The following is a 24229-nucleotide window of genomic DNA, read 5'->3' as shown; positions in this document are numbered from 1 at the left end:
CAGTGTGCGCCCCTCACGATCCTCTTTCCTTATCTCTTGATGGCTGACTGACTGCATCGATGACCTCAACCACCTCTGCGACTCCGCTGCCCGCACAGCAGTCCGCCCCCGCGAACACGGACCCCGCCGACCCCGGGCCCGCCGCGGAACTCAGGCAGGCGCTGCTCGACGAGGCGAGGTCGCAACCGGTCGAAGCCCTCTACTCGACGACGGTCCGCACCCGCTCGGCGCTGGCCGTGGACCTCGCGCGCGAACTCGCCGCCCCCGGGCTCGACCACGACGCGCTCGTGGCCCTCGCCGAATCCGGCGACACCTCAACCGTCGACCCCGCCCGGCTGGCCGGGTATGCGGCCGCGTTGTCGCGGCGGCGGGAGTATCGGGACGCGTATGCGCTGTTCGGGCTGGCGGAGCGGTTGGACGCGAAGTCGGTGGGGGCGGAGTTCCAGATCCGGTATGCGGAGGCGGCGCTGGCGGCGACCGGGTCCGCTGCGGGGGTGCTGGAGAGGTTCGACGGACTGGTGCCCAGGTGGCGCCACGCGTTCGAGGCCGACGAGGTGCATCCTGACCGGGGCGGGGACGCCGCGGTGTGGATGGAGCGGTTCAGGGTCCTGACCGGGATGCCCGACCTGGAGCTGGCCGAGGGCGACGGGGTGCGGTTCGACCGGCTCGGGGCCGGGCCGGCGGCGCCGGTGCAGACGCAGCGGCGGATCTCGGTCGTGATGACGTGCTTCAAACCCGACGAGACGCTGTTCACGGCGATCAGGTCGGTGACGGCGCAGACCTGGCAGAACTGGGAGCTGCTGCTCGTCGACGACGCGTCGGGCCCGGAGTACGGCGGGATCCTCGCCCGCGCGGCCGCGCTCGACGAGCGGATCAGGCTGTACCGGCTGCCCGAGAACTCCGGCACGTACCGGGCCCGGAACCGGGCGCTGCTGGAAGCCAAGGGCGTGTTCACCACGGGCCTGGACTCCGACGACTGGGCGCACCCGCGGTGGCTGGAGCGGCAGGTCGCGCCGATGCTCGCCGACCCGGCGCTGGTCATGACGTTCGCGAACTGCATCCGCGTCCGCGAGGACCTCACGGCCGTCCACACCGGACGGCCCGTGCAGGGGCCCAGGTCCACGTCGGTGATGTTCCGGACCGAGCCGGTGCGCGAGCGCATGGGCTACTTCGACGCGCTCCGCAAGGGCGCCGACACCGAGTTCCACTTCAGGTTCAAGGCCGTGTTCGGCAACCGGGCCGTCAAGAAGCTCCAGGGCGAGGTGTTCACGCTCGTGCGCCTCGCGAGCGACACCCTCACCTCCCGCGAGATCGACAACGGCTGGCAGCACCCGTCCAGGTCCGCGTACCAGTCAGCGCACCAGCACTGGCGCGAGCGCATCCGCCGCGGCCAGTCCACCGGGTTCATCGAGGCCGACCAGGTCGAGCGGGAGCTGTACGCCCCCAGCCTGAGCCGCGGCGTCCGCCTCGACGGCCGGGCCTTCGACGAGCTGTACGTGCTCGACTGCCGCTTCTGGGAGGACGGCCAGCAGCGGGCGCTCGCGCTCGTGAAGGAGGCCGCCGCGGCAGGGAAGCGCGTCGGCGTCGTGCACGTCGAGTCGCTGCTGCGCCTGCGCGCCGAGCTGCGGCACCTGCGCCCCGAGATCCTCGACTTCCTCAACGAGTCCTCGCACGGCCCGAACCCGGTCGAGTTCGTCGCGCCCGTCGACAAGGTCGCGGCCGCGCGGCTCGTCGCCACCGACCCGTCCCTGTGGGAGGGCCGCGCCGACGAGTTCGCGTTCACCGAGGTCGGCCGCACCGAGACGTGGGAGCGGACGATCACCCCGACCGCGGCCCCGAAGGCGATCCTCGCGAAACGGGACGGCGCAAAGCGGGGCGCGAAGGCCCAGGAGCCGAAGCCCGAGGGGAAGGGCCCGCGCCGCTTCCTCGCCGGGGCGTTCGGCGCCGTGCTGGTCCTGCTGTGGGCCGCCGCGGCGGCCTCCTGGTTCACCGCGGGCACCGGTCCCGCCGCGGCCCTGACGTTCCTGGCCCTGTCGGCCTCGGGCGGCACCGCCGTCGCCGCGCTGTCCTCCGCCGGGTTCGCCCGGTTCAAGGCCCTCCTGCGGCGGGCGGCCCGCCGATGATCGGAGCACGCATGCGCACCGCCAAGAGGCTCGCGCTCGCCGGGGCCGTGTTCGGCACCGTGACGCTCGCCGTCGCGGCGCTCGCCCTCACCGCCCCGCCCGCCGTGTACCTGCCCGCGATGGCCGTGGTCCTCGCCGGGGAGGCCGCGCTCGTGGTCTACCTGCTGCGCAACCGGATGCGCGACTCCGGGGTCGCCTCGCCGCTGCAACTGCTGTCGCGCCGGCGCCTGCGGGCCGCGCAGCGCGAGACCCGCGCGCTCGCGAACGTGCGCAAGTGGCAGGAGCGCCTGGACGCGGGCTTCGTGTCCGCCGCCTCGCCCGCGCTCGCCTCCATCAGCACCGACACCGGCCACACGCGGGCCGTGCGCCGCGCGGCGGCCGCCGCGCTCGCGGCCCCCCGCGCCGCCGGGAGCGGCCCGGAGGAGCGGTACGACGTCGTCATCGCCTCGAACTTCAACCTCCCCGGCGGCACGACCTCCTCGAACCTCAACGAGATCGCGCTGCTCAAGGCCGCGGGGATGCGCGTGGGCCTGGTCCACAACCCGCTGTTCGAGATGCACCCCGGGCGGCCCCTGAACGGGAAGGTCCTCGACGCCGTGGACGGCGACCGGGTCCGGATCGTCGGCGACCGCGCGAAGGTGTCCGCGGACCTGCTGCTCATGCGGTTCCCGCCGTTCGCGTCGCAGCTGCGCGACGACCTGCCGGAGATCGACGCCGCGCGGCGGATGCTCGTCGTCAACCAGGCGCCCATGACCTACTACGAGGGCGGCGTCGGCCGCAAGCGCGTGTGGGACGTGGACCGCGTGCACCGCAAGCTCACCGACTGGATCGGGGAGCACCGCTGGGTCACCGTCGGCCCCCTCGTCCACCAGGCCCTGCTCGACCACCACGCCGACGAGCTCGACGGCGTGGACCTGTCTGCCGACTACTGGTACCCCTCGATCGACCTGAAGACCACCGAGGTCCGGGGCGACGAGCCCGTCGGGGACGTGGTGCGCGTCGGCCGCCACTCCCGCGACCACCTGTCGAAGTGGCCGGAGCTCGCCACGCACCTGCGGGCCTGCTACCCGGCGGGGCCCGGCTTCGAGATCCGCGTCCTCGGCGGCGTCGACGTGCCGCGGCGGACCCTCGGGCGGCTGCCGTCCAACTGGGTCGGCCACCGGTTCGACGAGGTCGCCGTCGGCGAGTTCCTCAGCGGCCTGGACGTGTACGTGTACTACACGTGCTCGTCGTGGCTGGAGGCGTTCGGGCGCGCGCCCGTCGAGGCGATGGCCGCGGGCGTCCCGGTGGTCCTGCCGCCCGTGTTCAAGCCCGCGTTCGGATCGGGGGCCCTGTACGCCGAGCCCGCCGATGTCGCCGCGCTCATCGCGGAGCTGACCGGCGACCACGCGAAGTGGCTGGAGCAGCGCGAGGCGGGCTTCGAGACGACTCGGCGGCTGTTCAGCCACGAGGCCCACCGGGCGCGCTTCCGCGCGCTCGGCCTGGACCTGTGACGGGCGGACCCGCGAAGGCCGCTTTGCTTGAGGCGCTTACGAAAGGGTCGTGAACTCCGCGGGGAACGGGAACGACGAGGTCATCTCGCCGCACGCGGCGTCGACCTGCGCGAAGGCCGCGTCCCACGAGCACGTGATGTCGATGAGGTACTGCCCGGCGAACACGAAGTGGTCCTGCCACTTGACGGTGACGCCGTCGACGTCGACCGAGCCGAACCGGTACACGCCGTCGTGGCGGTGCACGACCGTCGGGTAGAAGTTGTCCAGGGAGATGTCCTGGTTCAGCTTCCCGAAGTAGTCGGTCACCAGGTTCGCCTGCGAGTCATAGGAGGACGTGTCCGTGCCCTCGCTGAGCAGGTACGAGGTCACCTGGATGCGGTCGAAGCCGCCCTCGGTGCCCGCGACGTAGAACGTGTACGTGAAGTGGTCGTTCGCGAAGAGCACCTCGCGGTCCTCGCCCTCGGCCGCGGTGAACCCGGCCGGCGCCGTCAGCGTCAGTTCGAGCGGGACGGTCGGTGCGGCGGGGGCGGTCGACTCGTCGCCGCCCGGGTCCTCGGTGCCGGGGTCCTCCGAGCCGGTGCAGCCGGCGGCGAACAGCAGCACGAGTGCGGCGAGTGCGGTCAGCCTGCGCATGGGGCGTTCCTCTCAAGGGGGATCTCGGGCTCCCGACGGGGAAGGGCTCGATACACACTGTACCAAGCGCCCTCCACGGACGAGGCCCGCGAGCAGGGCGCGGACCGGCCTGCGCCACAGCTCACAGGGCCGGGAGCCGCTCCTCCAGCAGCTGCGTGAGCGACCGCGCGTACGGGGTGCTCATGTGGTGGGAATCGCGGTAGACGAGCAGGTTCCCGGTGACCACCGGGCACTCCCCCGCGTAGCAGAACCAGCCGACGGTCTCCACGACCTGCGCCCCGGCCTCCTGCTCGGCGGCGAACGCGGCCTCGCGGTTCCCCGAGTCGTCCACGGCCTCCGACCGCTCCATCACGCACTCGTCCACCGAGTCCTGGTGCAGCGCCACGCAGTCGGGGATCGGGTCCCCGCTGGGGCTGCGCGGGGTGTCGGTGAGGACCACGGTCTGCCCGGCCGAGGGGGTGATCCGCGCGAGCGTGTCGGTCCAGCCCTGCGCCCACCGCTCGGGGCTGTCGTCCTCCCACTCGACCAGCGGCGGCGCGTCCTCGCCGCTTAGGACGACCATGGCGGGCTTGATCTCGTCGATCTCGTCGAGGACGCTGTCGCGCCAGTCGGCGCAGCCGGTGTACTCGCCGCCGACGTCGCCGTTGTAGACCGTCACCGTCGCGGGGGTGCACGCGCTCTTGGTGCGGGTCAGCAGCTTCCAGCCGTTCGCCTCGGCGATCGGCTCCAGCGCCGGGAACCACTGCGCCGCATGGGAGTCGCCCACGAGCATCACGGTCTTGTCGCCTTCGGTGTCGCCGAACACGCAGTCGCCGGGGAGGTCCTCGGTCCACGCGTCCAGGTGGCAGCCGTTCCCGTAGATCTCCGGCTGGTCGGTGGCGACGCCCGTCAGCGACGGCTCCAGGTCGGCCGGGACCTGCGTGGTCGCGATGCCCTCCTGGAGGCGCGTCTCGATCTCGGAGACGTCCTCGACCTCCTCGACGGCCTCCAGGTCCACCGCGTCGTCCTCCTGCGGCGGGACCTTCCCGAACCCGAGGGTGAGGACCAGGACCATGCCGATGCCCAGGAGCGAGCACGCGACGCCGGTGACCAGGCCCCACATGTTGCTCGTCTTGAGCGGGCGGGCGCGGCGCAGCGGCTCCTCGATGTACAGGTACGACAGTTGCGCGACGGCGATCGTGGCGAGGATCAGCACCACGTTGAGTCCCACCGTCGGCTCAGCGCCGACCGCGAGCGGGATGAGGATGAGGATCGGCCAGTGCCACAGGTACAGGCTGTAGGAGATCTTCCCGACGTACTGGAACGGGCCGGTGCCGAGCAGCGAGCTGGCCGGGTTCGCGGCGCCGGTGCCCGCGGCGATGAGCGCCGCGGCGCCCAGGACCGGGAGGAGCGCGGTGTACCCGGGGAACGGCGTCGCCGCGTCGTACACGACGCCGGCGGCGATGATCGCGGCGAGCCCGGCGAGGCCGAGGATCCACGCGAGGACCTTCGGGATGCGCTTGAGCGTGGGCAGCATGAGCGCGAGGATCGCGCCCGCCGCCAGCTCCCAGATCCGCGTGTGGGCCGCGTAGTACGCGGTCGGCTGCGACACCTGCGTGGTGAGCACCGACAGGACCAGGCTGAGCGCGAAGAGCCCCGCGCACGCGGCGAGCGCGGAGTTCACGAACTTGCGGGGCGCGCGCTTGGCGAGGACGAGGAGGCCGATGAGCAGCAGCGGCCACACCACGTAGAACTGCTCCTCGACCGCCAGGGACCAGTACTGCTGGAACGGCGAGGGCATCTGGTCGGCGTTGAGGTACTCGGTCTCGGTGGCCACGAACCGGTAGTTCACGGCGTAGACGATCACGGTGAACGCGTCCTGCATGACCGCTTCGAGGCGGGTCACGGGGAACCACAGCCACGCGCCGAGGACCGTCGCGATGGTGACGGCGGAGGCGGCGGGGAGGATGCGGCGGGCGCGGCGGGCGTAGAACCCGGCGATCGAGATCTTCCCGGTGTCGAAGACCTCCTTGACGAGCAGGGAGGTGATGAGGAACCCGGAGACGACGAAGAACACGTCCACGCCGACGTACCCGCCCTGCGCGAACGCGAACCCGGCGTGGGAGAGGAGGACCAGGGCCACGGCGACGGCGCGCAGGCCCTGGATGTCGGGCCGGAAGCCGACGCCCTCCCAGCGCTGCGGCGGGCGGGCCGGGGCGGGGGCGGGCCGAGGGTGCGCGCCGGTGGTGCGCATCCCTGGCGGGGCCGGGGGCGCGGGGGGCGGCGGCGCGGGCGCGCGGAACGGGGGCCGGACCGGGTAGGGGCTGGGGGCGGTGCGCTGGGTGACCGGGGAGGTGTGGGCCGCCGAGCCGGGCGTGGTCGCGGGCAGGTGGAGGGTCTCCTCGTTGACGCCGCCCCCGGTGGCGGCTCGGGACTGCGGCCGCGGGGGCTGGGGCGAGGTCATGGTGCGAGTGTCTCCGTCTGCGGCTTGCCGGGGCTGGGTCGCGCCCCATACTAGGCGCATCCGGCCCTATCGCGGACTCAGTGGTGACCAATCCGACCTACCGGACACGCAACTGGTTGCGGGCCTTGCTCACATCGTACCGAGGGCGGTCGCGCGGTGCGGTGCCGCACGGGCGATTCGGGTCCGATTTGTCGCTCCTGCAACCTCATTGGAGGTTCGGCAGGGCCTCGCCCAGGACGTTCGCGAGGGACGCGACGTACGGGGTGGAGACGTGGTGGCCGTCGCGGTAGACGGCCATGTCGTCCACGACCAGCGGGCACTGCCCGTCGATGCAGAACCACGGCTCGGTGTCGACGATGTGGGCGCGCCAGGTCTCCTGGGCCGCGAACCCGGCTTCGCGGCGGTCCTCGTAGGTGATCGCGTAGGGGTTCTCGGCCACGCACGACTGCACGTCGTCCTGGTGGAGGGCGAGGCAGTCGGGGGCGGCCTCGCCGGTGGCCCAGGGGGTGTCGGCGAGGACCGCGACCTGCTGGGCGGCCTCGGACCGCAGGAGCGTCTCGGTCCACCCGGCGTTCCACGCCTCGGCGGCGGCCTCGCCTTCGAGGCCGGAGACGCCGGTCTTGTCGGAGGTGCCGATGACGAGCAGTTCCGGTTCCAGGGCGTCGATCTCGGCGAAGACCTCCTGCTTCCAGTCCCAGCACTCGGTGTACTCGCCCTCGTGGATGGTGCTGTCGACGCGCACGGACACGGGCGTGCAGGCGCTCTTGGTGCGGGAGACCAGCTCCCATCCGTTGCGGTCGGCGAGGGCCGCGAAGGCCGGGAACCACTGCGCCGCATGGGAGTCGCCGACGAGCATCACCTCGATGTCGGAGCCGGTGTCGCCGTAGGAGCAGCCGTCGGGGAGCGCAACGTCCGCGAAGTCGAGGTGGCAGCCGTCGTCGTAGGTGGCGGGCCGGTCCCCGGCGGCGCCGGTGAGGGACGGGACGAGGTCGGCGGGGAGTTCGGTGACGGCGAGGCCGTCGCGGAGGCGCTGTTCCTGGGCGGTGAGGTCGTCGGCGGCTTCGACCTGGGTGAGGTCGACGGGTTCGGTGCCGTCGGGGGTCTTGGGGAAGACGTGGAGGAGGGCGAGGACGGCGGCGGCGCAGGCGAGGGAGGCGGTGAGGCCCATGAGGAGGCCGGGGGCGTTGCGTTTGAGGGGGCGCCAGTTGCGGACGGGCTCTTCGATGTACGTGTAGGAGAGCTGGGCGACGGCGACGGTGGCGACGAGGAGGATGAGGTTGAGGCGCAGCGTGGGGTCGGTGCCGAGGGCGAGGGGGGCGAGGATGAGGATCGGCCAGTGCCAGAGGTAGAGGCTGTAGGAGATGCGGCCGAAGAATTGGAACGGGGCGGTGCCGAGGAGCGCTGAGGCGGGGTTGCGGCCGGGGCCCGAGCCCGCGGCGATGACGGCGGCGGTGCCGAGGACCGGGGCGAGGGCGGCGTACCCGGGGAAGGGGGTCGCCTCGGTGAACATGAAGCCGGACAGGAGGATCGCGGCGAGGCCGCCGAGGCCGAGGACCCAGGCGAGGGCCCGCGGGGTCTTCTTCAGGGCAGGGAGGCTGAGGGCGAGGAGGGCTCCGGCGGCGAGTTCCCAGGCGCGGGTGTGGGCGGCGTAGTAGGCGGTGGGCTGGGACGCGGCGGTGACGGTGACCGAGAGCGCGAGGGTCGCGGCGAAGATCAGTGCGGAGCAGACGATCGCGGCGGTGACGAGGCGGCGGGGGCGTCTTCCGGTGCACAGGAGGAGGACCAGGAGGAGCAGGGGCCAGACGACGTAGAACTGCTCCTCGACCGCCAGGGACCAGAACTGCTGGAACGGGGACGGCATCTGGTCGGCGTTGAGGTACTCGGTCTGCTCGGCGACGAAGCGGTAGTTGACGACGTAGACGACGACGGCGAGGGCGTCCTGGAGTACCGCGTCGAGGCGGGTCACGGGGAAGAACACCCACGCGCCCAAGGCGGTCGCGACGGTGACGACGGCCGCCGCGGGGAGGATGCGGCGGGCGCGGCGGGCGTAGAACCCGGCGATGGAGACGCGGCCGGTCGCGAAGACCTCCTTGACGAGCAGGGAGGTGATGAGGAACCCGGAGAGGACGAAGAACACGTCCACGCCGACGTACCCGCCTGCGGCCCTGGGGAACCCGGCGTGCGAGAGCAGGACCAGGCCGACGGCGACGGCGCGCAGGCCCTGGACGTCGGGGCGGAACCCCAGGCCGGGCCAGCGGTCGGGCTCGGGGGCGATGCGGGGCAGCAGGAGCGTGTCGGTGCGGCTCGCGGTGGTCGTCATCGGGCGGAGCGCCACGTCGAAGGCATCGGGACAGTGTCCAGGAGCGAGGTGGCCCGGGGATGAACGCCGCGCGGCCCGGAGGGAAACGAAACGGCCCCGACCAGGAGGTCGGGGCCGTCGTCTCGTCTAGAGCGCCTTGAGGACGCGCGGTTCGAGCTTGTAGAAGATCCAGCGCCCGAAGAACAGCAGGAAGACGGAGAAGCCGAAGGCCACCGCGACCTGGTACATGGTCGGGGCCAGTTCGGGGATGAACGCGCCGCGGTGCATCGAGAAGATGCCGACCAGCGGGTTCGACGAGAACACGTCGAAGAGCCACGGGTGCTCCTTCATCGTGTCCGCATCGGCGACCTTGGAGACCGGGTAGATGATCGCGGAGCCGTAGAACAGCACGCGCATCACCAGCGGCATGAACCGGGAGACGTCCTTGTAGAGGACGTTCGCCGCGGAGAGCACGAACACCATCCCGGTGGTGAGCATGGCCTGGACGAGGATCGCCGGGAACAGCCACAGCAGGTTGAGCCCGAAGGTGCCGCCGTCGAGGAGCGCGACGCCGATCAGGATCGGGAAGCCGACCAGGTACTCCGCGAAGCGCGCGAAGACCTTCGAGACCGGGAAGACCTCTCTGGGGACCTTCATGACGGTGATGAGGCTGGCCTGCCCGCCCAGTGCCGTCTGGCCCTGGTTGACGGCGGTGCTGAACCACTGGTACGCGAAGATGCCGGAGACGATGAAGATCAGGTAGCCCGCCTGGGGCGTCCCCGGGTCGTTCGGCATCGACTTGCCGCCGCCGAAGACGAGGTCGAACACGAACCAGTAGATGAGGGTCAGGCCCAGCGGCTCGATGAGCGACCACACGTAGCCCATGACGGTCGACTGGTACTTGACGGCGAGGTCGCGGCGGACCAGGACCGACATGGCGTACCGGTGGCGCAGGAGCGCGGTGAAGCCGGTCGTCAGCGGGAACTTCCGCTTGAGCGGCTTGGCCTCGGCCTCGCGGGTGTTGTCGATCGGGCCCTCGTCGCGGCGCGCGGAGTCGAGGAACGCGGGGAGCTCGGCGGTGTCGTCGATGTTCCGGCGGATCGGCGACTGCCCGGCCATCGGCATCTCGCGGCCCGGTTCGACGCGGGTCGCGTAGGGCGCCTGCGGGACCTGGCCCGGTCCGCCCGCGGCCTGCGGCACGGGGGGCGCGACGGCGGGCGGCGGCGGGGGCGTCTGCGGCTGGTAGTGCTGCGGCTGGCCCGGGTGGGGCGCGGGCTGCCCGTACGGCTGCGGCGGCTGCCCCGGCTGCCCGTAGCCGGGAGGGGGCGGCGGCTGCTGGCCCGGGTGGGGCGGGGGCGGCGTCTGGTGGTGCTGGGGCTGCCCGGGGTGGGGCGGCTGCGGCGACTGGTGCTGCGGCGCGGGGTACGGCGCCTGCGGGGCCCCGTAGGGCTGCTGCTGTGGGGAGCCGTACGCGGCGGGCGGCGGCGGGACCTGGCCCGGGTGCGCCGCGGGGTGCTGCGGCGCGGCGGGGTTGTAGCCCGGCTGGGGCGCATAGCCTTGCGGCGCAGGAGCCTGCGGGGCGCCCGGGGGCTGCCCCGGAGCGCCGGGGTGGGGCGGCGGGGTGATGCCGGGCGCGGCCGACGGCGGCGGGCTCGCGAACGCGGCCGAACCGGAGCTCATGGCCCCCGGCGGGTATCCCGCGGGAGCGGCCGAAGGCCCGGCGCCGAAGCCGCCCTGGGGGGCGGCCGCGTCGGTGGGGTCCGGGCTCCCGTCGCGGTTCCCGGCTGGGCCGGAGACGCCGTCGGGGTGCGGGCTAATCGAGCTCATTCATCATCTCCGTCAGGTGTCGCTCCAGCGCCACCGAGTCCAGTTCACGATGTTCGAGAATCGTATAACGGCCTGGCCGCGTCCTCGGCGCGTAGGCCACCGCTGTGGCGAGCTGGGCCGTTGTCAACCCGAGTTCACTCGCGGTGCGCGGCAGGCCGTGCCGCTCCATGGCCGCGGCGAGCTCGGCGAACAGGGCCTCGTCGCCCCGCAGCCAGGTGCACACGAGCGCCCCTACGGCCCCTTCGGCCCCATGGGTCGCGAGGCCGGGGTGGAGCGCTTCAAGGGCGTGCGCGATCTCGTGGCACCCGCCCGAGCAGGGCCGCGAGGACCCGGCCATCGAGGAGGCGAGGCCCCCTTGGATGAGCGCGTCGGCGAGGGTCGCCAGGAACGCGTCGTCGGCGATGGTCCCGGGGTGGCGCAGCACCGCTTCGGCGCCGGTGCGGGCGATGGCGGCGGCGAGGCCGTCCACGGGCTCGCCGTTCACCTCGTGCGACAGGTGCCAGTCGGCGACCGCGGAGAGGTTCGTGAGTGCGTCGCCGATGCCGGACTGGAGCTGGTGCGCGGGGGCGTTGCGGATGAAGTCGAGGTCGGCGAGGACGGCGAGCGGCGGGTGGACCCCGTAGGAGACGGAGACGCCGTCGCGTTCGAGCGAGGCCGTGGGGGACGCGAGCCCGTCGTGGGCGAGGCTCGTGGCGACCGAGACCATCGGCAGGCCCAGGTCGGAGGCGGCCCACTTGGCGGTGTCGAGGAGCTTCCCGCCGCCGATGCCCACGAGCGCGTCCACGCGGTGGTCGTCGCGCAGCCGCTTCGTGAGCTCCTTGGCGCTGTCGAGGCTGCCGGGGACGACGGTGTGGACCGTGGCGTCGGGGAGGTGGTCGAGCTGGTCGGCGATGGTCTCGCCGAGGCCCGGCCCGAGGGCGACGGCGACGCGGCCGCCCGAGGAGATCCGGGAGTCCGCGAGGAGCTCCGGGAGGCGCGCGACGGCGCCCGCGGAGACCTCGACGGTGATGGGGGCCAGCACCGTGCGGGCGAACGTGGGCACTAGAGGGCCTTGGCGATGTCTCGGGCCACGGCCCAGTCGGCGTGGTCGTCGACCTCGGTCCAGGCGACGGGCCCGGTGGAGACCGTGCCGATGCGCCCGGCCTCGGCCAGCAATTGGAAGGCGTCCTCGTAGTAGAGGGTCGAGTCGCGCGTGAAGGTCGCTTCGAGGGCCTTGGTCAGCTCCTCGGCGATCCCCGCGGGGATGAGGCTCACGCCGATGTACTCGCCCGCGGCGGCCGCGATCGGCTGCTGCTTGTGGATGAGCTCGACGCCGTGCTCGCCAATCGCCACTTTCATGGCCTCGTCGGTGAGCTGCTTGTGGTCGTCCAGGGCCAGGAGCAGGCGCGGGTCGTCCTCGGCGGCGGCCAGGAGGCGCCGCTCGATGCTCGCGGGGTGGACGGTGTCGCCGTTGACGAGGATCGCGCCGCCGGCGTACCGCTCGCGGGCGGTCCACAGCGAGTAGGCGTTGTTCCAGTGCGGCTTGTCGTTGTCGACGATCGTGACGGCGACGCCGTAGCGGGACTCCAGCTCAGGGGCGTGCTCGCGGATCTTCTCGGCGGCGTGGCCGACGGTGATCGCGAGGTCCGTCACGCCGACCTCGGCGAGGCCGCGCACGATGGTGTCGAGGATCGTCTCGGTCCCGGTGACCGGCAGGAGCGTCTTGGGGAGGCGGTCGGTGTCGGGGCGCAGGCGCTGCCCCTGTCCGGCGGCGAGGATGACGCCTCTCATGTCTGCCTTTCGGTCGGGGGGCACCGGCGGCGCAATCTGCGCGAACCGGTGTGCAACCCGGCTAGTTTACAAGCCGCGAAAGGGGGGAGGCCCCTGCCGAGTGTGCGCCTGCACACGTCGGCCGGGGCCTCCAACTGGGAAGGGGCGGGCACCGCGCGAACGGTGACCGCTCCCTCTACAACGAGTCCGGTGCGGACCCGGTTACGCCTTACTTCGCGGCAATCGCCTTGGCGAGGTTCTCCGACAGGGTGTCGAGGAACTCGTCCGTGGTCTGCCAGGGCTCGTCCTTGCCGATGAGCAGGGAGAGGTCCTTGGTCATCTTGCCGCCCTCGACGGTGTCGATGACGACCTTCTCCAGGGTCTGCGAGAACGCGGTGACCTCGGGGGTGCCGTCGAGCTTGCCGCGGTGGGCCAGGCCGCGGGTCCACGCGAAGATCGAGGCGATCGGGTTGGTCGAGGTCTTCTCGCCGCGCTGGTGGGCGCGGTAGTGGCGGGTCACGGTGCCGTGCGCGGCCTCGGCCTCGACGGTCTGGCCGTCGGGGGTCATGAGGACCGAGGTCATGAGGCCGAGCGAGCCGAAGCCCTGCGCCACGATGTCGGACTGGACGTCGCCGTCGTAGTTCTTGCAGGCCCAGACGTAGCCGCCCTCCCACTTGAGCGCCGCGGCGACCATGTCGTCGATGAGGCGGTGCTCGTAGGAGAGGCCCTTGGCCTCGAACTCGGCCTTGTACTCGTTGTCGTAGATCTCCTGGAACGTGTCCTTGAACATCCCGTCGTACGCCTTGAGGATGGTGTTCTTGGTGGACATGTACACCGGGTAGTTCCGCTGGAGGCCGTAGCGGAACGAGGAGTGCGCGAAGTCCTCGATGGACTTCTTGAAGTTGTACATGGAGAGCGCGACGCCGCCGCCCTCCGGGTAGCGGGCCACCTCGAACTCGATCGGCTCGGTGCCGTCGTCGGGGGTGAAGGAGACGGTGAGCGTGCCGGGGCGGTCGACCTTGAAGTCGGTGGCGCGGTACTGGTCGCCGAAGGCGTGGCGGCCGACGATGATCGGCTTGGTCCAGCCCGGGACCAGGCGCGGGACGTTGCTCATGATGATCGGCTCGCGGAAGATGGTGCCGCCGAGGATGTTGCGGATGGTGCCGTTCGGGGAGCGCCACATCTTCTTGAGGCCGAACTCCTCGACGCGGGCCTCGTCGGGGGTGATGGTCGCGCACTTGACGCCGACGTGGTGCTCGGCGACCGCGTTGGCGGCGTCGACGGTGACCTGGTCGTCGGTGGCGTCGCGGTGCTCGATCGAGAGGTCGTAGTAGTGCAGGTCCACGTCCAGGTAGGGGTGGATCAGCTCGTCCTTGATCTTGCTCCAGATGATGCGGGTCATCTCGTCGCCGTCGATCTCGACGACGGGGTTCGCGACCTTGATCTTGGCCATGGGTTTCGGCACCTCTCCTTGCGCTTCGCCGCGCGTGGTCGGGACGGGGAGCTACAGCTCCTAACAGTACGAGCGTACTGGGCGCGGGCGGAGGTCCGTCGGCCGCCCGGCGAGTCGTTGGCCACAGCGCCCCGCGCGATGATGGATCCGGCCCGTCGCCGACCGGCTACCGTCGGACAGCGCCTCCCGAGTGAGACCAGGGAAAACGTTCCCTGAAGTTCAACGTAACGATTCCGTCTCAAGGCTGGCGTGCCCCGGGTCACGACAGGTAAGTTCGTTAACTAGAAACAATCTTTCCAATTTGTTTCGGGATCTCAGTCGAAACCCCACGCACGAAGGAGTGCCAGGTGACCGCACCTACCGCACCCCCGCCGCGGTCCGATGACGCGGCGGTCGGTACGCCCGCCGCCGCGCGCCCGTCCGTCCTGCGGCGGATCTGGGCCTCCTACGCGTTCCGCCGCATACGCCAGTCGGTGTTCGTCATCTGGCTGGTCGCGACGATCACGTTCCTGCTCATGCACTTCATGCCCGGCGACCCGATCGAGATCATGGCCGGGCGCCTCAACAGCTCCGGGATGAGCCACGAGCAGGCCGTCGCCACGGCGACGAACATCATCGCGTACGACCCCAACGCGAGCGTGTGGGTCCAGTACCTCGACTTCCTCAAGGGCCTGGTCACCTTCGACCTCGGGAACTCCCTCACCAACCCCTCCAAGACCGTGTTCGAGCACGTCATGGAGTACCTGCCGTGGACGCTGTTCGCGGTCGGCGCGGGCGTCGTCCTCGCGATCGTCATCGGCCTCACCGTCGGCATGGCCATGGCCTACCGCCGCGGCTCCTGGTTCGACCACGCGATGACCTCCGTCGGGTCCTTCCTCACCGGCGTCCCGAACTACATCCTCATCGCCGCGGTCATCGTCGTCGGCTACACGATCCTCGGGGTCCTGCCGTTCCTGGACATGCGCGGGCGCATCACCGCCGGCGTCGAACCGGGCTTCAACTTCGTGTTCTTCGGGGACGCGCTGTTCCACGCGGTCCTGCCGATCCTCGCGTTCGCGTTCACCGCCACCGGCTCCTTCATGCTCAACATGAAGGCCGCCACCACCGAGGTCCTCACCGAGGACTACGTGACGGTGGCGCAGGCCCGCGGCCTCAAGCCCGGGCGCATCAGCCGCAGCTACGTGGGCCGCAACGCGATGCTGCCGATCATCCCGCAGATCGCGCTCCAGCTCGGCACGCTCGTCGGCGGCTCCATCGTCATCGAGCAGATCCTCCAGTACCCCGGCGCCGGCCAGATGCTCATGCAGGCCATCTCGAACCGCGACTACCCGGTCGTCCAGGCGTCCGTGATCATCCTCGCGACCTCCGTGGTCATCGCCAGCCTCATCGTGGACCTGTTCCTGGTCCGGATCGACCCGCGCATCAAGACCGAAGGGCAGGAAGCGTGACGACCACCCTCGACCCCGCTCTTGAAGCCGCCATCGCGAAGCCCCGCAAGCAGTTCGGCCAGACGTTCTTCGGCCGCCTGTGGACCGGTCTGACCCGCTCCCCCGCCGGGTTCGCCGGGACGCTCCTGGTCCTCGCGATCGTGCTGTTCTCCTTCGTCGGGCCGCTCCTGATCAACCAGGACAACCCCACCGACACCACCCAGATCTGGACCTCGCCGTCCGCGGAGCACTGGCTCGGCACCCAGTACGAGGGCAAGGACACCTTCACGATCCTGGTGAACTCCGGCGCCCAGCCCATCTGGGTCGGGACGCTCGCCGCGCTCATGGCGACCTTCGTGGCCGTCACCCTCGGCTCCATCGCCGGGTACTTCCGCGGCCGCGTCGACGCGGTGCTCCTCCAGCTCACCGACGTCACCGTCACGATCCCGCAGTTCCTCCTCATGCTCGCGGTCGTCGCGTTCTTCGAGGACATCCCGCCGTGGGGCATCTCGATCGTGGTCGGCTCCACCATGTGGGCCTTCCTGTTCCGCTCGATCCGCGCGCAGGTCATGTCCCTCAAGGAGCGCGAGTTCGTCGAGGCGGCCCGGCTCCAGAACCTGGGCGCCGCGCGCATCGTCTTCCGGGAGATCCTCCCGAACATGGCCGGGTTCATCTTCGTGAACTTCGTGATCTCGGTGAACCAGGCGATCTACGCGATCGTCGGCCTCTACGTCCTCGGCCTCATGCCCTCCGGCACGCCGAACTGGGGCCTGATGATCCACCAGTCCTGGGGCCAGAACTTCTACCTCAACCCGGTCGCCCTGCCGTTCGTCGTCGCCCCGCTCATCATGATCGTGCTCTTCACGATCGGGCTCGTGACGATGGGCCGCGGCCTCGACCAGGCCCTCAACCCGCGCCTCCGGGAAAGGTGAGACCATGACCGACCCGATTCTCAGCGTCCGCGACCTCGCGATCGCGTACCGGACCGGCCGCAAGGAGTCCGTGACCGCCGTCAGCGGCGTCGACCTCGACCTGTACGAGGGCCAGTCCCTCGCGCTCGTCGGCGAGTCCGGCTGCGGCAAGACCACGCTCGGCCTGGGCCTGCTGCGGCTCCTCCCCGGCCTCGGCGAGATCACCTCCGGCTCCCTCACCTACCGGCTCAAGGACGGCACGCGCGCCGACCTCCTCAAGATGAAGAAGGAGCAGCTGCGCCGCTTCCGCTGGAGCGAGGCCGCCATGGTCTTCCAGGGCGCGATGAACGCGTTCAACCCGGTCATCAAGATCGGCGACCACTTCGCCGACACGCTCCGCGACCACGCCGACGACGGGAAGCGCTGGACGAAGGCCGCCGTCGAGGCCCGCGCCGGGGAGCTCCTGGAGACCGTGCGCCTCGACCCCGACCGGGTCCTCCAGTCCTACCCGCACGAGCTGTCGGGCGGCATGAAGCAGCGCGCGCTCATCGCGCTCGCCATCGCCCTCGACCCGCAGGTCCTCGTCCTCGACGAGCCGACCACCGCGCTCGACCTGCTCACGCAGCGCTCGATCGTGCAGCAGCTCCACGAGCTGCGCAAGAAGTTCGGGTTCACGATGGTGTTCATCACCCACGACCTCGGCCTCGCCGCCGAGCTCGCCGACCGCGTCGCCACCATGTACGCGGGCCGCATCATCGAGACCGGCTCGGCGCGCGACATCTTCTACACGCCGAAGCACCCGTACACCGCGGGCCTCATCAACGCGGTCATGCCCGTCAAGGGCGAGCGCCCGGCCCTGGAGTCGATCCCCGGCTACCCGCCCAGCCTCAAGGCCATGCCCGACGGCTGCGCGTTCAACCCGCGCTGCGCCTTCGCGACCCAGGAGTGCAAGCGCGACCGCGTCCCGCTGGAGCTGCTCGCGGAGCGGCCGCTCGCCATGGGCCACTCCGTCGCGTGCGTCCACCACGACCAGGTCCGCCTCCAGCGCAAGGCGAAGGAGAACGTCAATGTCTGAGTCTTCGACCGCCGCCCCCCTGCTGAAGCTCCGCGGGCTGGAGCAGGTCTTCGACACCAAGAAGGGCCCCGTCGCCGCCGTCGGCGGCGTGGACCTGGAGGTCAAGGCCGGGAAGGTCCTGTGCCTGGTCGGCGAGTCCGGCTGCGGCAAGACCACGACCGCCCGCGCGGCCGCCGGGATCACCCGGCCCACCGCCGGGGCCGTCGAGTTCCGCGGGAAGTCCCTCACCGACATGACGCCCGGCGAGAAGACCGCCTACCGTCGCGCCGTCCAGTACATCCACCAGGACCCGTACGCGGCGCTCAACCCCACCCGCACCGTCGCCTCGACCCTCACCGCCGGGCTCAAGCGCCACGGCCTGGTGAAGAACCGCACCGAGGCGCGTGCGAAGGCCGCCGAGCTGCTCCAGCTCGTCGACCTGACGCCGCCCGAGTCCTACCTCGACTCCTACCCGCACCAGCTCTCCGGCGGCCAGCGCCAGCGCGTGAACGTCGCGCGCTCGCTCGCCATGAACCCGGAGCTGCTCATCTGCGACGAGTCGACCTCGATGCTGGACGTCTCGATCCGCGTGAGCCTCCTGAACACCCTCGGGCGGCTCCGCGACGACCTCGACGTGGGCTTCCTGTTCATCACGCACGACCTGGCCGTGGCCAAGTACTTCGCGTGGGACGGGGAGATCGCGGTGATGTACCTGGGGAAGGTCGTCGAGCACGGCCCGACCCCGGAGGTCATCGGGAACCCGCAGCACCCGTACACGAAGGCCCTCATCGGGGCCGTGTGCGAGCCGGACCCGGACCTCGCGAAGGCCAATGCGGCCGCCGAGCAGCTGCGCTCGGCCGAGATCCCGTCCCTCACCGACCTTCCCGCCGGGTGCGCCTTCCACCCCCGGTGCCCCGCATACGAGCCGGGCCTGTGCGACAGCACGGAGCCCGCGCTCGAACGCACGGGCGCTGCCGGCGGGCGCCGCCGGGTCTCGTGCCACATCGTGGCGCGGGAGCAGCGGCGCGAGAGCGTCCAGGCGGCCTCGGGCCGCGACGACCGGACGCTCACCCTTGAGGCCCTTCCGAGGTCGCGGCGTCCCGCGGCCGCGGGGGCGGCCGACGATCCAAACAAGTCACCGGGAGCGGCATGGTCGGCCTGATCGCCCGCGCGGGGCTGGCGTTCGGGGTCCTGCTGACCCTGGCCGCCGGGCTCCTCCTGCTCCTGACTCCCAGCGGAACCGCAGAGTCCTCCGTCAGCGCGCTGACCGTCGGGCTCGGACTGTTCCTCATCCTCATCACTTCTATCGCCCTCTACATTGAAAGGAACCGGCGATGACCTCTCAGCGATTCGAGCTCAGCCGACGCAACCTCATGCAGGCGGTCGGCCTCGGCGCCGGCGCCGTCGCGACCACCTCCGTGCTCGGCGCCTGCCAGGCCGACAGCGGTGACGGCGGCGACGGCGCGAGCGGCAAGTTCGTGTACGTGTACCCGTTCGACATCTCGGTCGAGCACTACAACGCGGCGCTGAACACCGGCGTGCTGCTGACCGCCGCCCCCGTGGCGGAGCTGTTCATCCCCCGCTGCGCGATCCTGAACTGGGACACGCTGGAGTGGACCCCGCAGCTCGCCGAGTCGGTGACGCTGGACGGCACGACCCTGACGATCAAGCTGCGCTCGGGCATCAAGTGGACCGACGGTGCGGCCGTGACCGCGAAGGACGTCGTCGGGACGATCTACCTCCAGAAGCTGAACGCCGCGCAGGGCACCATCGGCTGGGACCAGCTGGAGTCCGCGACCGCGGACGACGACACCACCGTGACCGTGACGTACACGGAGGCGTTCACCGGTGTCGAGCACGGCGCGCTCAAGGCGCAGGTGCTGCCGTACGCGCGCTACGGCGAGTGGATGGACGAGGCCCAGGGCCTGGTCGAGGGCGGCGAGGTCCAGGGCGGCGCGGGCCAGGTGGCCCTGGCCGAGAAGATCGCGGCCGAGGACTTCCTCGACGAGGACTTCATCTCCTGCGGCGCGTACAAGTTCGACCAGATCGGCGAGACCGTCATCACGATGACGGTCCACGAGGACGGGCTGTTCGCCGACCAGGTGAAGTTCTCCACTGTCGAGGTCCAGAAGGGCGACAACGCCGCTTCGGTGCAGTTCCTGCTGTCGTCCGAGGTGGACTACTCGACCCAGGTGCTCGGTGCGACCGACCGCTCCACGATCGCGGGCGTCGACGGCCTCAAGGAGATCTCGACCCCCGGTTACGACGGCATCGGCCTGATGCTGAACGAGGGCCGGTTCCCCGAGCTCGCGGACGCGAACGTGCGCAAGGCGCTCATGTACGTGTTCGACACCGAGGTCATCGGCGAGATCGCGAAGGGCGCGGGCGGCTACTACATCCCCGCGACCTACTCGGGTCTTCCCGACCCGCACGCGGAGGGCCTGTTCGCCGACGGCGAGCTGGAGTTCTACACGACGGACCACGCCAAGGCCGAGGCCCTCCTGACCGAGGCCGGCTGGGCGAAGGAGTCCGACGGCTGGCACAAGCCGGACGGGTCGCTCGCCGAGTACAAGATCATCGGCGTCGAGGGCTGGACCGACTTCTCGCTCACCGGCGAGCAGGCGGCGTCGCAGCTGGCCGAGTTCGGCCTGGCCGTGTCCTACGAGAACGTCCCCGCGGACAACCCGTGGGGCATCTGGGGCGCGGGCGACTTCGACATCGCGGTGCGCCAGTGGGCGAACCCGTTCGTGCCCTACGTCTACGGCTCCTGGCAGATGACCTGGTTCACCGACAACTCGCAGACCCCGGACCAGCCGGGCATGGGCCTGAACACCAAGGAGGTCGTGACGACCTCTCTGGGCACCGTGAACGTGGACGACCTGTACCTGGCGTCGCAGAAGGGCACCGAGGAGGAGCAGGCCGAGGCGAACAAGACGCTCGGCATCGTCTTCAACCAGACCCTGCCGCGCCTGCCGCTGTTCCTGAACCAGCGCGTCTCGTACGCCATCGAGGGCGAGCGCGTGAAGAAGATCGACGCGGGCGACTACTCGCTCAACGACATCTACTTCGACAACCCGATCATGGTCCGCATCCTCGAAGGCGGCATCGAGCCGGTCTAGGCCGTGTTCTGAAGCCCCGTCCCCGGGCACGCTGCTCGTCCCGGGGACAGGACTCGGCGGCGGGGTCCCACAGGGCCCCGCCGCGGGCCGCGCAGCACCGAGGCGGGTTCAGCGCGGCACACGAGGGAAGCGAAGGGCCCCGGTCGAACAGGCCGGGGCCCTTCCGTCCGCCCGCCGCAGTCGCGGCGGGACGTTGAAGGGGCCCGGTGCGATGCACCGGGCCCCTTCAGCGTTCTCGTCTAGCCTTCGCTACATGTCGGGTCGAGCGGGGGGCATTCGCCTTCGCTCGTGGTCTCGTCGTCGCCGCCTCCGCCGCCGTCGTCCGCGGCGGGGACGATCGTGATGGCGGACGCGGGGGCGACGGCGGTGCCGCTGGTGAGCTGGCCGTCGGGGCCGGAGACCGACTCGATGGTCTCCAGAGTCGCGTCGCCGTCGATCGTGGCGGTGAGTCCCATCCCGTTGAGGGTGTCCATGAGCGCCTGGGGCGTCGTGGTGGCGTCCCAGCTGACCACCACGCCCTGGGCGGTGATGGTGACGGTGGTGCCGCTGGCCTCGGTGGAGCCGTTGCTCGGGTTCTGGCTGTAGACGACGCCCACGGTGGTGCCGCCGCTGCCGTACTCGACCGCGTACTCGAAGCCCGCGTTCTGGAGCGTCGAGATGGCGGTGTCGACGACCATGCCGGTCACGTCCGGAACGGTGGCCTGGCCGCCGGCCGAGACGGTGAGCGTCACCTCGGTGCCCGGCGGGACGGTGTCGCCCGCCTCGGGGTCCTGGCTCAGGACCGTGCCTTCGGGGGCGGTGTCCTCGACCGGGTTCTCCTTGACGGTGAGGTTGTCGCCTTCGAGCTCGGCCTTCGCGTCGTCGAACTGGTCGCCCACGACATTGGCGACCTCGACGTCCTCGGGCGCCTGGCGGACGGTGATCGTGATGGTGGTGCCCTGGTCGACCTCGTCGCCCGACTGCGGGGACTGGTCCACGACCTTGTCGATGCTCGTGTCGTTCGGGTCGGTCGCGACCTCGTACTCGACCTTGACCTCAAGCTCCTCGGCGGCGAGCGCGTCCGACGCCTCCTGCTCGGAGAGCCCTATCACCGCCGGCACGGTCGCCATGGCGGCCTGGTTCATCGCCTGCATGATCCCCCAGGCCGCGGCGGTGACCGCGACGAGCGCGAGGACCACGCCGAGGGCGATGAGCCACGGGCGGCGCTTGCTGGTGGAGGTGGGGAGCTGGCGGATCGGGGCGGTCGCGTCGGGGTCGATGATCGCGGTCCGGTCGGCGGGGCCCATGACCGCGGGGGCCATGACCTCCTGGCCGCGGGCGGCGCGGATGAGGTCCTCGCGCATCTGGCCCGCGGAGTGGTACCGGTTCTCGGGGTTCTTCGCGAGGGCCTTCATGATGACCGCGTCGACGGACGGCGGGATCGAGGGGTTGAGCTCCGACGGCGGCCGGGCCTCTTCGCGGACGTGCTGGTAGGCGACGGACACGGGGTTGTCGCCGGTGAACGGCGGGTGCCCCACGAGCAGCTCGTAGAGGACGCAGCCGACCGCGTACACGTCGGAGCGGGCGTCCACGGTCTCGCCGCGCGCCTGCTCCGGGGAGAGGTACTGGGCGGTGCCGATGACGGCGCTGGTCTGGGTCATGGTGGCCTGGTTGGAGGCGAGGGCCCGGGCGATGCCGAAGTCCATGACCTTGACCTGGCTGGTGTCCGAGAGCATCACGTTGCCGGGCTTGACGTCCCGGTGGATGATGTGGTGCTTGTGGGAGAAGTCCAGGGCCGAGCACATGTCGGCGACGACCTCGCAGGCCGCGGCCGGGTCGAAGCGGCCCTCGGCGAGGAGGACCTCCTTGAGGGTGCGGCCGTTGACGAACTCCATCACCATGTAGGGGATGCCCATGTCCTCGCCGGTGTCGAACACGGCGACGATGTTGGGGTGGTTCAGGGAGGCGGAGTTCTGGGCCTCGCGCTGGAAGCGGATGAGGAACGACTCGTCACGAGAGAGGTCGGCCCGCAGCAGCTTCACCGCCACGTCGCGGCCGAGTCGCAGGTCCCGGCCACGGTGGACTTCAGCCATCCCCCCGTAGCCGACGACCTCGCCGATCTCGTATCTGCCGCCGAGCAGGCGGGGCTCTGTCGTCATCGCGTTTTACGTCCTCGTGTTCCGTTCATCGCGGATTGATTCTAGTGGCAGGGCGCGGCCCGGAAGCCCGCTATCGGTCGTTGCAGTCGGCTCCGGGGAGGCAATCGCCGAGTCCGCCGCCCCCCTTGGAGGTCTGCGCGTCCTCGGGAGTGGTCTCCTCGTCGGGGCTCTGGTCGTCCCCGTCGTCCGTGCTCTCCTCCTCGGTGGAGGTGCTGGTCGTCGGGTCTTCGGAGCCGCCACCGGGGTCGTTGTCGTCGTTCATGGACAGCAGCAGCCACACCATACCGCCCACCACGACCAGGGCGATCACGCCCACGATCGCCGCGAGCAGCGTCTTGTTCGGTCCGGGGTTGGACGCCCCGGAGGGCTGCGGGGCTCCCAGGTCGATGCCGGGAGGGGTCGGCGGTCCGGGCGGCGGCAGCTGCTGCGCGGGCTGGGCGACGCCCGCGGGCGGCCCGCCCATGGCGACGACGCCCGCGCGCTGGGGCAGCTGGCCGACGGGGGGCATGACGGAGGTCGCCGGGGGCGCGTCGACGGCCACGCGCGCCGAGGCGGCCATCTCGTCGCCGGTGGCGAACCGCCGGTGCGGGTCCTTGGACATGGAGCGCTCGACGAACGCGCGCACGCCCGGGGGGATCTCCTGCGGGAGCGGCGGCGCGGGGGTGCGCACGTGGTGCAGGGCCAGCTCGATCGGGTTCTCGGCCTGGAAGGGCCGGTGCCCGGTGAGGCCGTGGAAGGCGACGACGCCCAGGGAGTACATGTCGGAGGCGGGGAGCACGCCGGTGCCCTCGGCCTGCTCGGGCGCGATGTAGGAGGCCGTGCCCATGACCGCGCCGGTCTGGGTGAGGTCCCCGGAGGCGCCGGAGCGGGCGATCCCGAAGTCGGTGAGGACGGCGCGCCCGTCGCGGTCGCGCACGAGGATGTTCCCGGGCTTGATGTCGCGGTGGATGACGCCGTGGACGTGGGCGTGGTGGAGGGCCTCGGCGGTCGCGGCGATGATCGGCATGAGCTCGCGGGCGTCGATGCGGCCGCGCTCGGCGATGAGGTCGGCGAGGGACTTGCCCTCGACGAACTCCATGACGAGGTAGGCGGTGGTCTCGCCGCTGGGCAGGTCGGCGTTGCCGAAGTCGTGGACGTTGACGATGTGGGGGTGGGTGAGCGCCGCGACGGTCTTGGCCTCCGCGGTGAAGCGCTGGGTGAAGCCGGGCTCGCTGAGCAGGGACGGCAGCATGGCCTTGACGGCCACGGTGCGTTCGAGGACGGTGTCCTCGGCCCGCCAGACCTCGCCCATGCCGCCCACGGCAATGCGTTCGCGCAGGCGATAGCGCTGCCCGAGTAGCATTTCGGGGCTCAACACGGCGTCTCCTCATTTCTTCGACGGATCGGTGTTCGGGCTGTTCGGATCCGGGGGGATCGCCGCTTCAGTGTACTTGCAGGTCGCCCGGCACCTGGGCGCTCGTTATCCGGTCGCCGTCGAACCGTCTCCGAAGATCCACGTCCCGGAGGCCCCTCCGGTTGCCGATCCCGCGGATCTTGAGGAAACTGTGTCCTTCTCGTCTT

Annotated in this window: 17 protein-coding genes; 8 read left to right on the top strand and 9 right to left on the bottom strand. The window is 71.1% G+C overall.

Going from position 1 to position 24229, the window contains the following annotated elements; all coding sequences use genetic code 11:
* The first annotated feature begins 59 nt into the window (after nt 1-59).
* Together AB0A65_RS12850 and AB0A65_RS12845 are read left to right on the top strand one after the other, a co-directional pair.
* Complete coding sequence (locus tag AB0A65_RS12850) at nt 60-2123, top strand: glycosyltransferase family A protein (RefSeq protein WP_359950682.1); 2064 nt, start codon at nt 60-62, stop codon at nt 2121-2123.
* An 11-nt stretch (nt 2124-2134) separates the two neighbouring features.
* A complete protein-coding gene (locus AB0A65_RS12845) occupies nt 2135-3616 on the top strand; it encodes a glycosyltransferase (protein WP_359950680.1) in 1482 nt (493 codons plus the stop codon).
* 36 nt (nt 3617-3652) lie between these two features.
* On the opposite strand, the gene AB0A65_RS12840 is transcribed toward AB0A65_RS12845, so the two are convergent.
* The 7 genes from AB0A65_RS12840 to AB0A65_RS12810 all read right to left on the bottom strand — a co-directional run bounded on the left by AB0A65_RS12840 (nt 3653) and on the right by AB0A65_RS12810 (nt 14020).
* The gene (locus AB0A65_RS12840) at nt 3653-4249 is read right to left on the bottom strand and encodes a hypothetical protein (protein ID WP_359950678.1); all 597 of its coding nucleotides are present in this window, start codon (nt 4247-4249) and stop codon (nt 3653-3655) included.
* 121 nt (nt 4250-4370) lie between these two features.
* Complete coding sequence (locus AB0A65_RS12835; protein ID WP_359950676.1) at nt 4371-6692, bottom strand: acyltransferase family protein; 2322 nt, start codon at nt 6690-6692, stop codon at nt 4371-4373.
* 205 nt (nt 6693-6897) lie between these two features.
* Nucleotides 6898-9012 carry an acyltransferase family protein gene (locus AB0A65_RS12830; protein WP_359950674.1) on the bottom strand — a complete coding sequence of 705 codons (2115 nt, stop codon included), beginning with the start codon at nt 9010-9012 and terminating at the stop codon, nt 6898-6900.
* Between the two features lie 126 nt (nt 9013-9138).
* Nucleotides 9139-10818: an ABC transporter permease gene (locus AB0A65_RS12825; RefSeq protein ID WP_359950672.1), complete on the bottom strand. Its 1680-nt coding sequence runs from the start codon at nt 10816-10818 to the stop codon at nt 9139-9141.
* Nucleotides 10805-11860 carry an iron-containing alcohol dehydrogenase family protein gene (locus AB0A65_RS12820; RefSeq protein ID WP_359950670.1) on the bottom strand — a complete coding sequence of 352 codons (1056 nt, stop codon included), beginning with the start codon at nt 11858-11860 and terminating at the stop codon, nt 10805-10807. Before AB0A65_RS12820 ends, AB0A65_RS12825 begins: the two co-directional genes overlap by 14 nt.
* On the bottom strand, nt 11860-12588 hold the full coding sequence (locus AB0A65_RS12815; RefSeq protein ID WP_359950668.1) for an NTP transferase domain-containing protein: 729 nt from the start codon (nt 12586-12588) through the stop codon (nt 11860-11862). The genes AB0A65_RS12820 and AB0A65_RS12815 overlap by 1 nt, the downstream gene beginning before the upstream one ends.
* Nucleotides 12589-12796: 208 nt before the next feature.
* Entirely contained in the window at nt 12797-14020 is a 1224-nt protein-coding gene (locus AB0A65_RS12810; RefSeq protein WP_359950666.1) for an NADP-dependent isocitrate dehydrogenase, read from the bottom strand.
* A gap of 347 nt (nt 14021-14367) precedes the next feature.
* Here AB0A65_RS12810 and AB0A65_RS12805 point away from each other — a divergent pair, with 347 nt between their 5' ends.
* The 6 genes from AB0A65_RS12805 to AB0A65_RS12780 are packed head-to-tail and all read left to right on the top strand — an operon-like array spanning nt 14368 to nt 20531.
* A complete protein-coding gene (locus AB0A65_RS12805) occupies nt 14368-15468 on the top strand; it encodes an ABC transporter permease (RefSeq protein ID WP_359950664.1) in 1101 nt (366 codons plus the stop codon).
* Entirely contained in the window at nt 15465-16379 is a 915-nt protein-coding gene (locus AB0A65_RS12800; protein WP_359950662.1) for an ABC transporter permease, read from the top strand. Before AB0A65_RS12805 ends, AB0A65_RS12800 begins: the two co-directional genes overlap by 4 nt.
* Before the next feature lie 4 nt (nt 16380-16383).
* Entirely contained in the window at nt 16384-17433 is a 1050-nt protein-coding gene (locus tag AB0A65_RS12795) for an ABC transporter ATP-binding protein (RefSeq protein WP_359950660.1), read from the top strand.
* The gene (locus tag AB0A65_RS12790) at nt 17426-18574 is read left to right on the top strand and encodes an ABC transporter ATP-binding protein (protein ID WP_359950658.1); all 1149 of its coding nucleotides are present in this window, start codon (nt 17426-17428) and stop codon (nt 18572-18574) included. Before AB0A65_RS12795 ends, AB0A65_RS12790 begins: the two co-directional genes overlap by 8 nt.
* The gene (locus AB0A65_RS12785) at nt 18562-18750 is read left to right on the top strand and encodes a hypothetical protein (RefSeq protein ID WP_359950656.1); all 189 of its coding nucleotides are present in this window, start codon (nt 18562-18564) and stop codon (nt 18748-18750) included. Before AB0A65_RS12790 ends, AB0A65_RS12785 begins: the two co-directional genes overlap by 13 nt.
* Nucleotides 18747-20531 (top strand): ABC transporter substrate-binding protein, encoded by a 1785-nt coding sequence (locus AB0A65_RS12780; protein ID WP_359950654.1) that lies wholly within the window; start codon nt 18747-18749, stop codon nt 20529-20531. Before AB0A65_RS12785 ends, AB0A65_RS12780 begins: the two co-directional genes overlap by 4 nt.
* Before the next feature lie 239 nt (nt 20532-20770).
* Here the strand turns inward: AB0A65_RS12780 and pknB are convergent, their stop codons facing one another.
* Both pknB and AB0A65_RS12770 read right to left on the bottom strand, forming a co-directional pair.
* Nucleotides 20771-22669, bottom strand: coding sequence for a Stk1 family PASTA domain-containing Ser/Thr kinase (gene pknB / locus AB0A65_RS12775; protein WP_359950652.1), 1899 nt, complete (start codon nt 22667-22669; stop codon nt 20771-20773).
* Between the two features lie 70 nt (nt 22670-22739).
* On the bottom strand, nt 22740-24026 hold the full coding sequence (locus tag AB0A65_RS12770) for a serine/threonine-protein kinase (RefSeq protein ID WP_359950650.1): 1287 nt from the start codon (nt 24024-24026) through the stop codon (nt 22740-22742).
* Between the last annotated feature and the right edge of the window lie 203 nt (nt 24027-24229).

This window comes from Glycomyces sp. NPDC047010 (assembly GCF_040644205.1).
Lineage (GTDB): Bacteria > Actinomycetota > Actinomycetes > Mycobacteriales > Micromonosporaceae > Glycomyces.
This window is presented reverse-complemented; position numbering and strand designations above follow the sequence as displayed.

Excerpts from the sequence above, each read along its gene's own strand:
- AB0A65_RS12780 (WP_359950654.1), top strand. The coding sequence starts at position 18,747 with ATGACCTCTCAGCGATTCGAGCTCAGCCGACGCAACCTCATGCAGGCG.
- AB0A65_RS12795 (WP_359950660.1), top strand. The coding sequence starts at position 16,384 with ATGACCGACCCGATTCTCAGCGTCCGCGACCTCGCGATCGCGTACCGG.
- pknB (WP_359950652.1), bottom strand. The coding sequence starts at position 22,669 with ATGACGACAGAGCCCCGCCTGCTCGGCGGCAGATACGAGATCGGCGAG.
- AB0A65_RS12850 (WP_359950682.1), top strand. The coding sequence starts at position 60 with ATGACCTCAACCACCTCTGCGACTCCGCTGCCCGCACAGCAGTCCGCC.
- AB0A65_RS12835 (WP_359950676.1), bottom strand. The coding sequence starts at position 6,692 with ATGACCTCGCCCCAGCCCCCGCGGCCGCAGTCCCGAGCCGCCACCGGG.
- AB0A65_RS12825 (WP_359950672.1), bottom strand. The coding sequence starts at position 10,818 with ATGAGCTCGATTAGCCCGCACCCCGACGGCGTCTCCGGCCCAGCCGGG.
- AB0A65_RS12815 (WP_359950668.1), bottom strand. The coding sequence starts at position 12,588 with ATGAGAGGCGTCATCCTCGCCGCCGGACAGGGGCAGCGCCTGCGCCCC.
- AB0A65_RS12785 (WP_359950656.1), top strand. The coding sequence starts at position 18,562 with ATGGTCGGCCTGATCGCCCGCGCGGGGCTGGCGTTCGGGGTCCTGCTG.
- AB0A65_RS12810 (WP_359950666.1), bottom strand. The coding sequence starts at position 14,020 with ATGGCCAAGATCAAGGTCGCGAACCCCGTCGTCGAGATCGACGGCGAC.
- AB0A65_RS12830 (WP_359950674.1), bottom strand. The coding sequence starts at position 9,012 with ATGACGACCACCGCGAGCCGCACCGACACGCTCCTGCTGCCCCGCATC.
- AB0A65_RS12790 (WP_359950658.1), top strand. The coding sequence starts at position 17,426 with ATGTCTGAGTCTTCGACCGCCGCCCCCCTGCTGAAGCTCCGCGGGCTG.
- AB0A65_RS12840 (WP_359950678.1), bottom strand. The coding sequence starts at position 4,249 with ATGCGCAGGCTGACCGCACTCGCCGCACTCGTGCTGCTGTTCGCCGCC.
- AB0A65_RS12845 (WP_359950680.1), top strand. The coding sequence starts at position 2,135 with ATGCGCACCGCCAAGAGGCTCGCGCTCGCCGGGGCCGTGTTCGGCACC.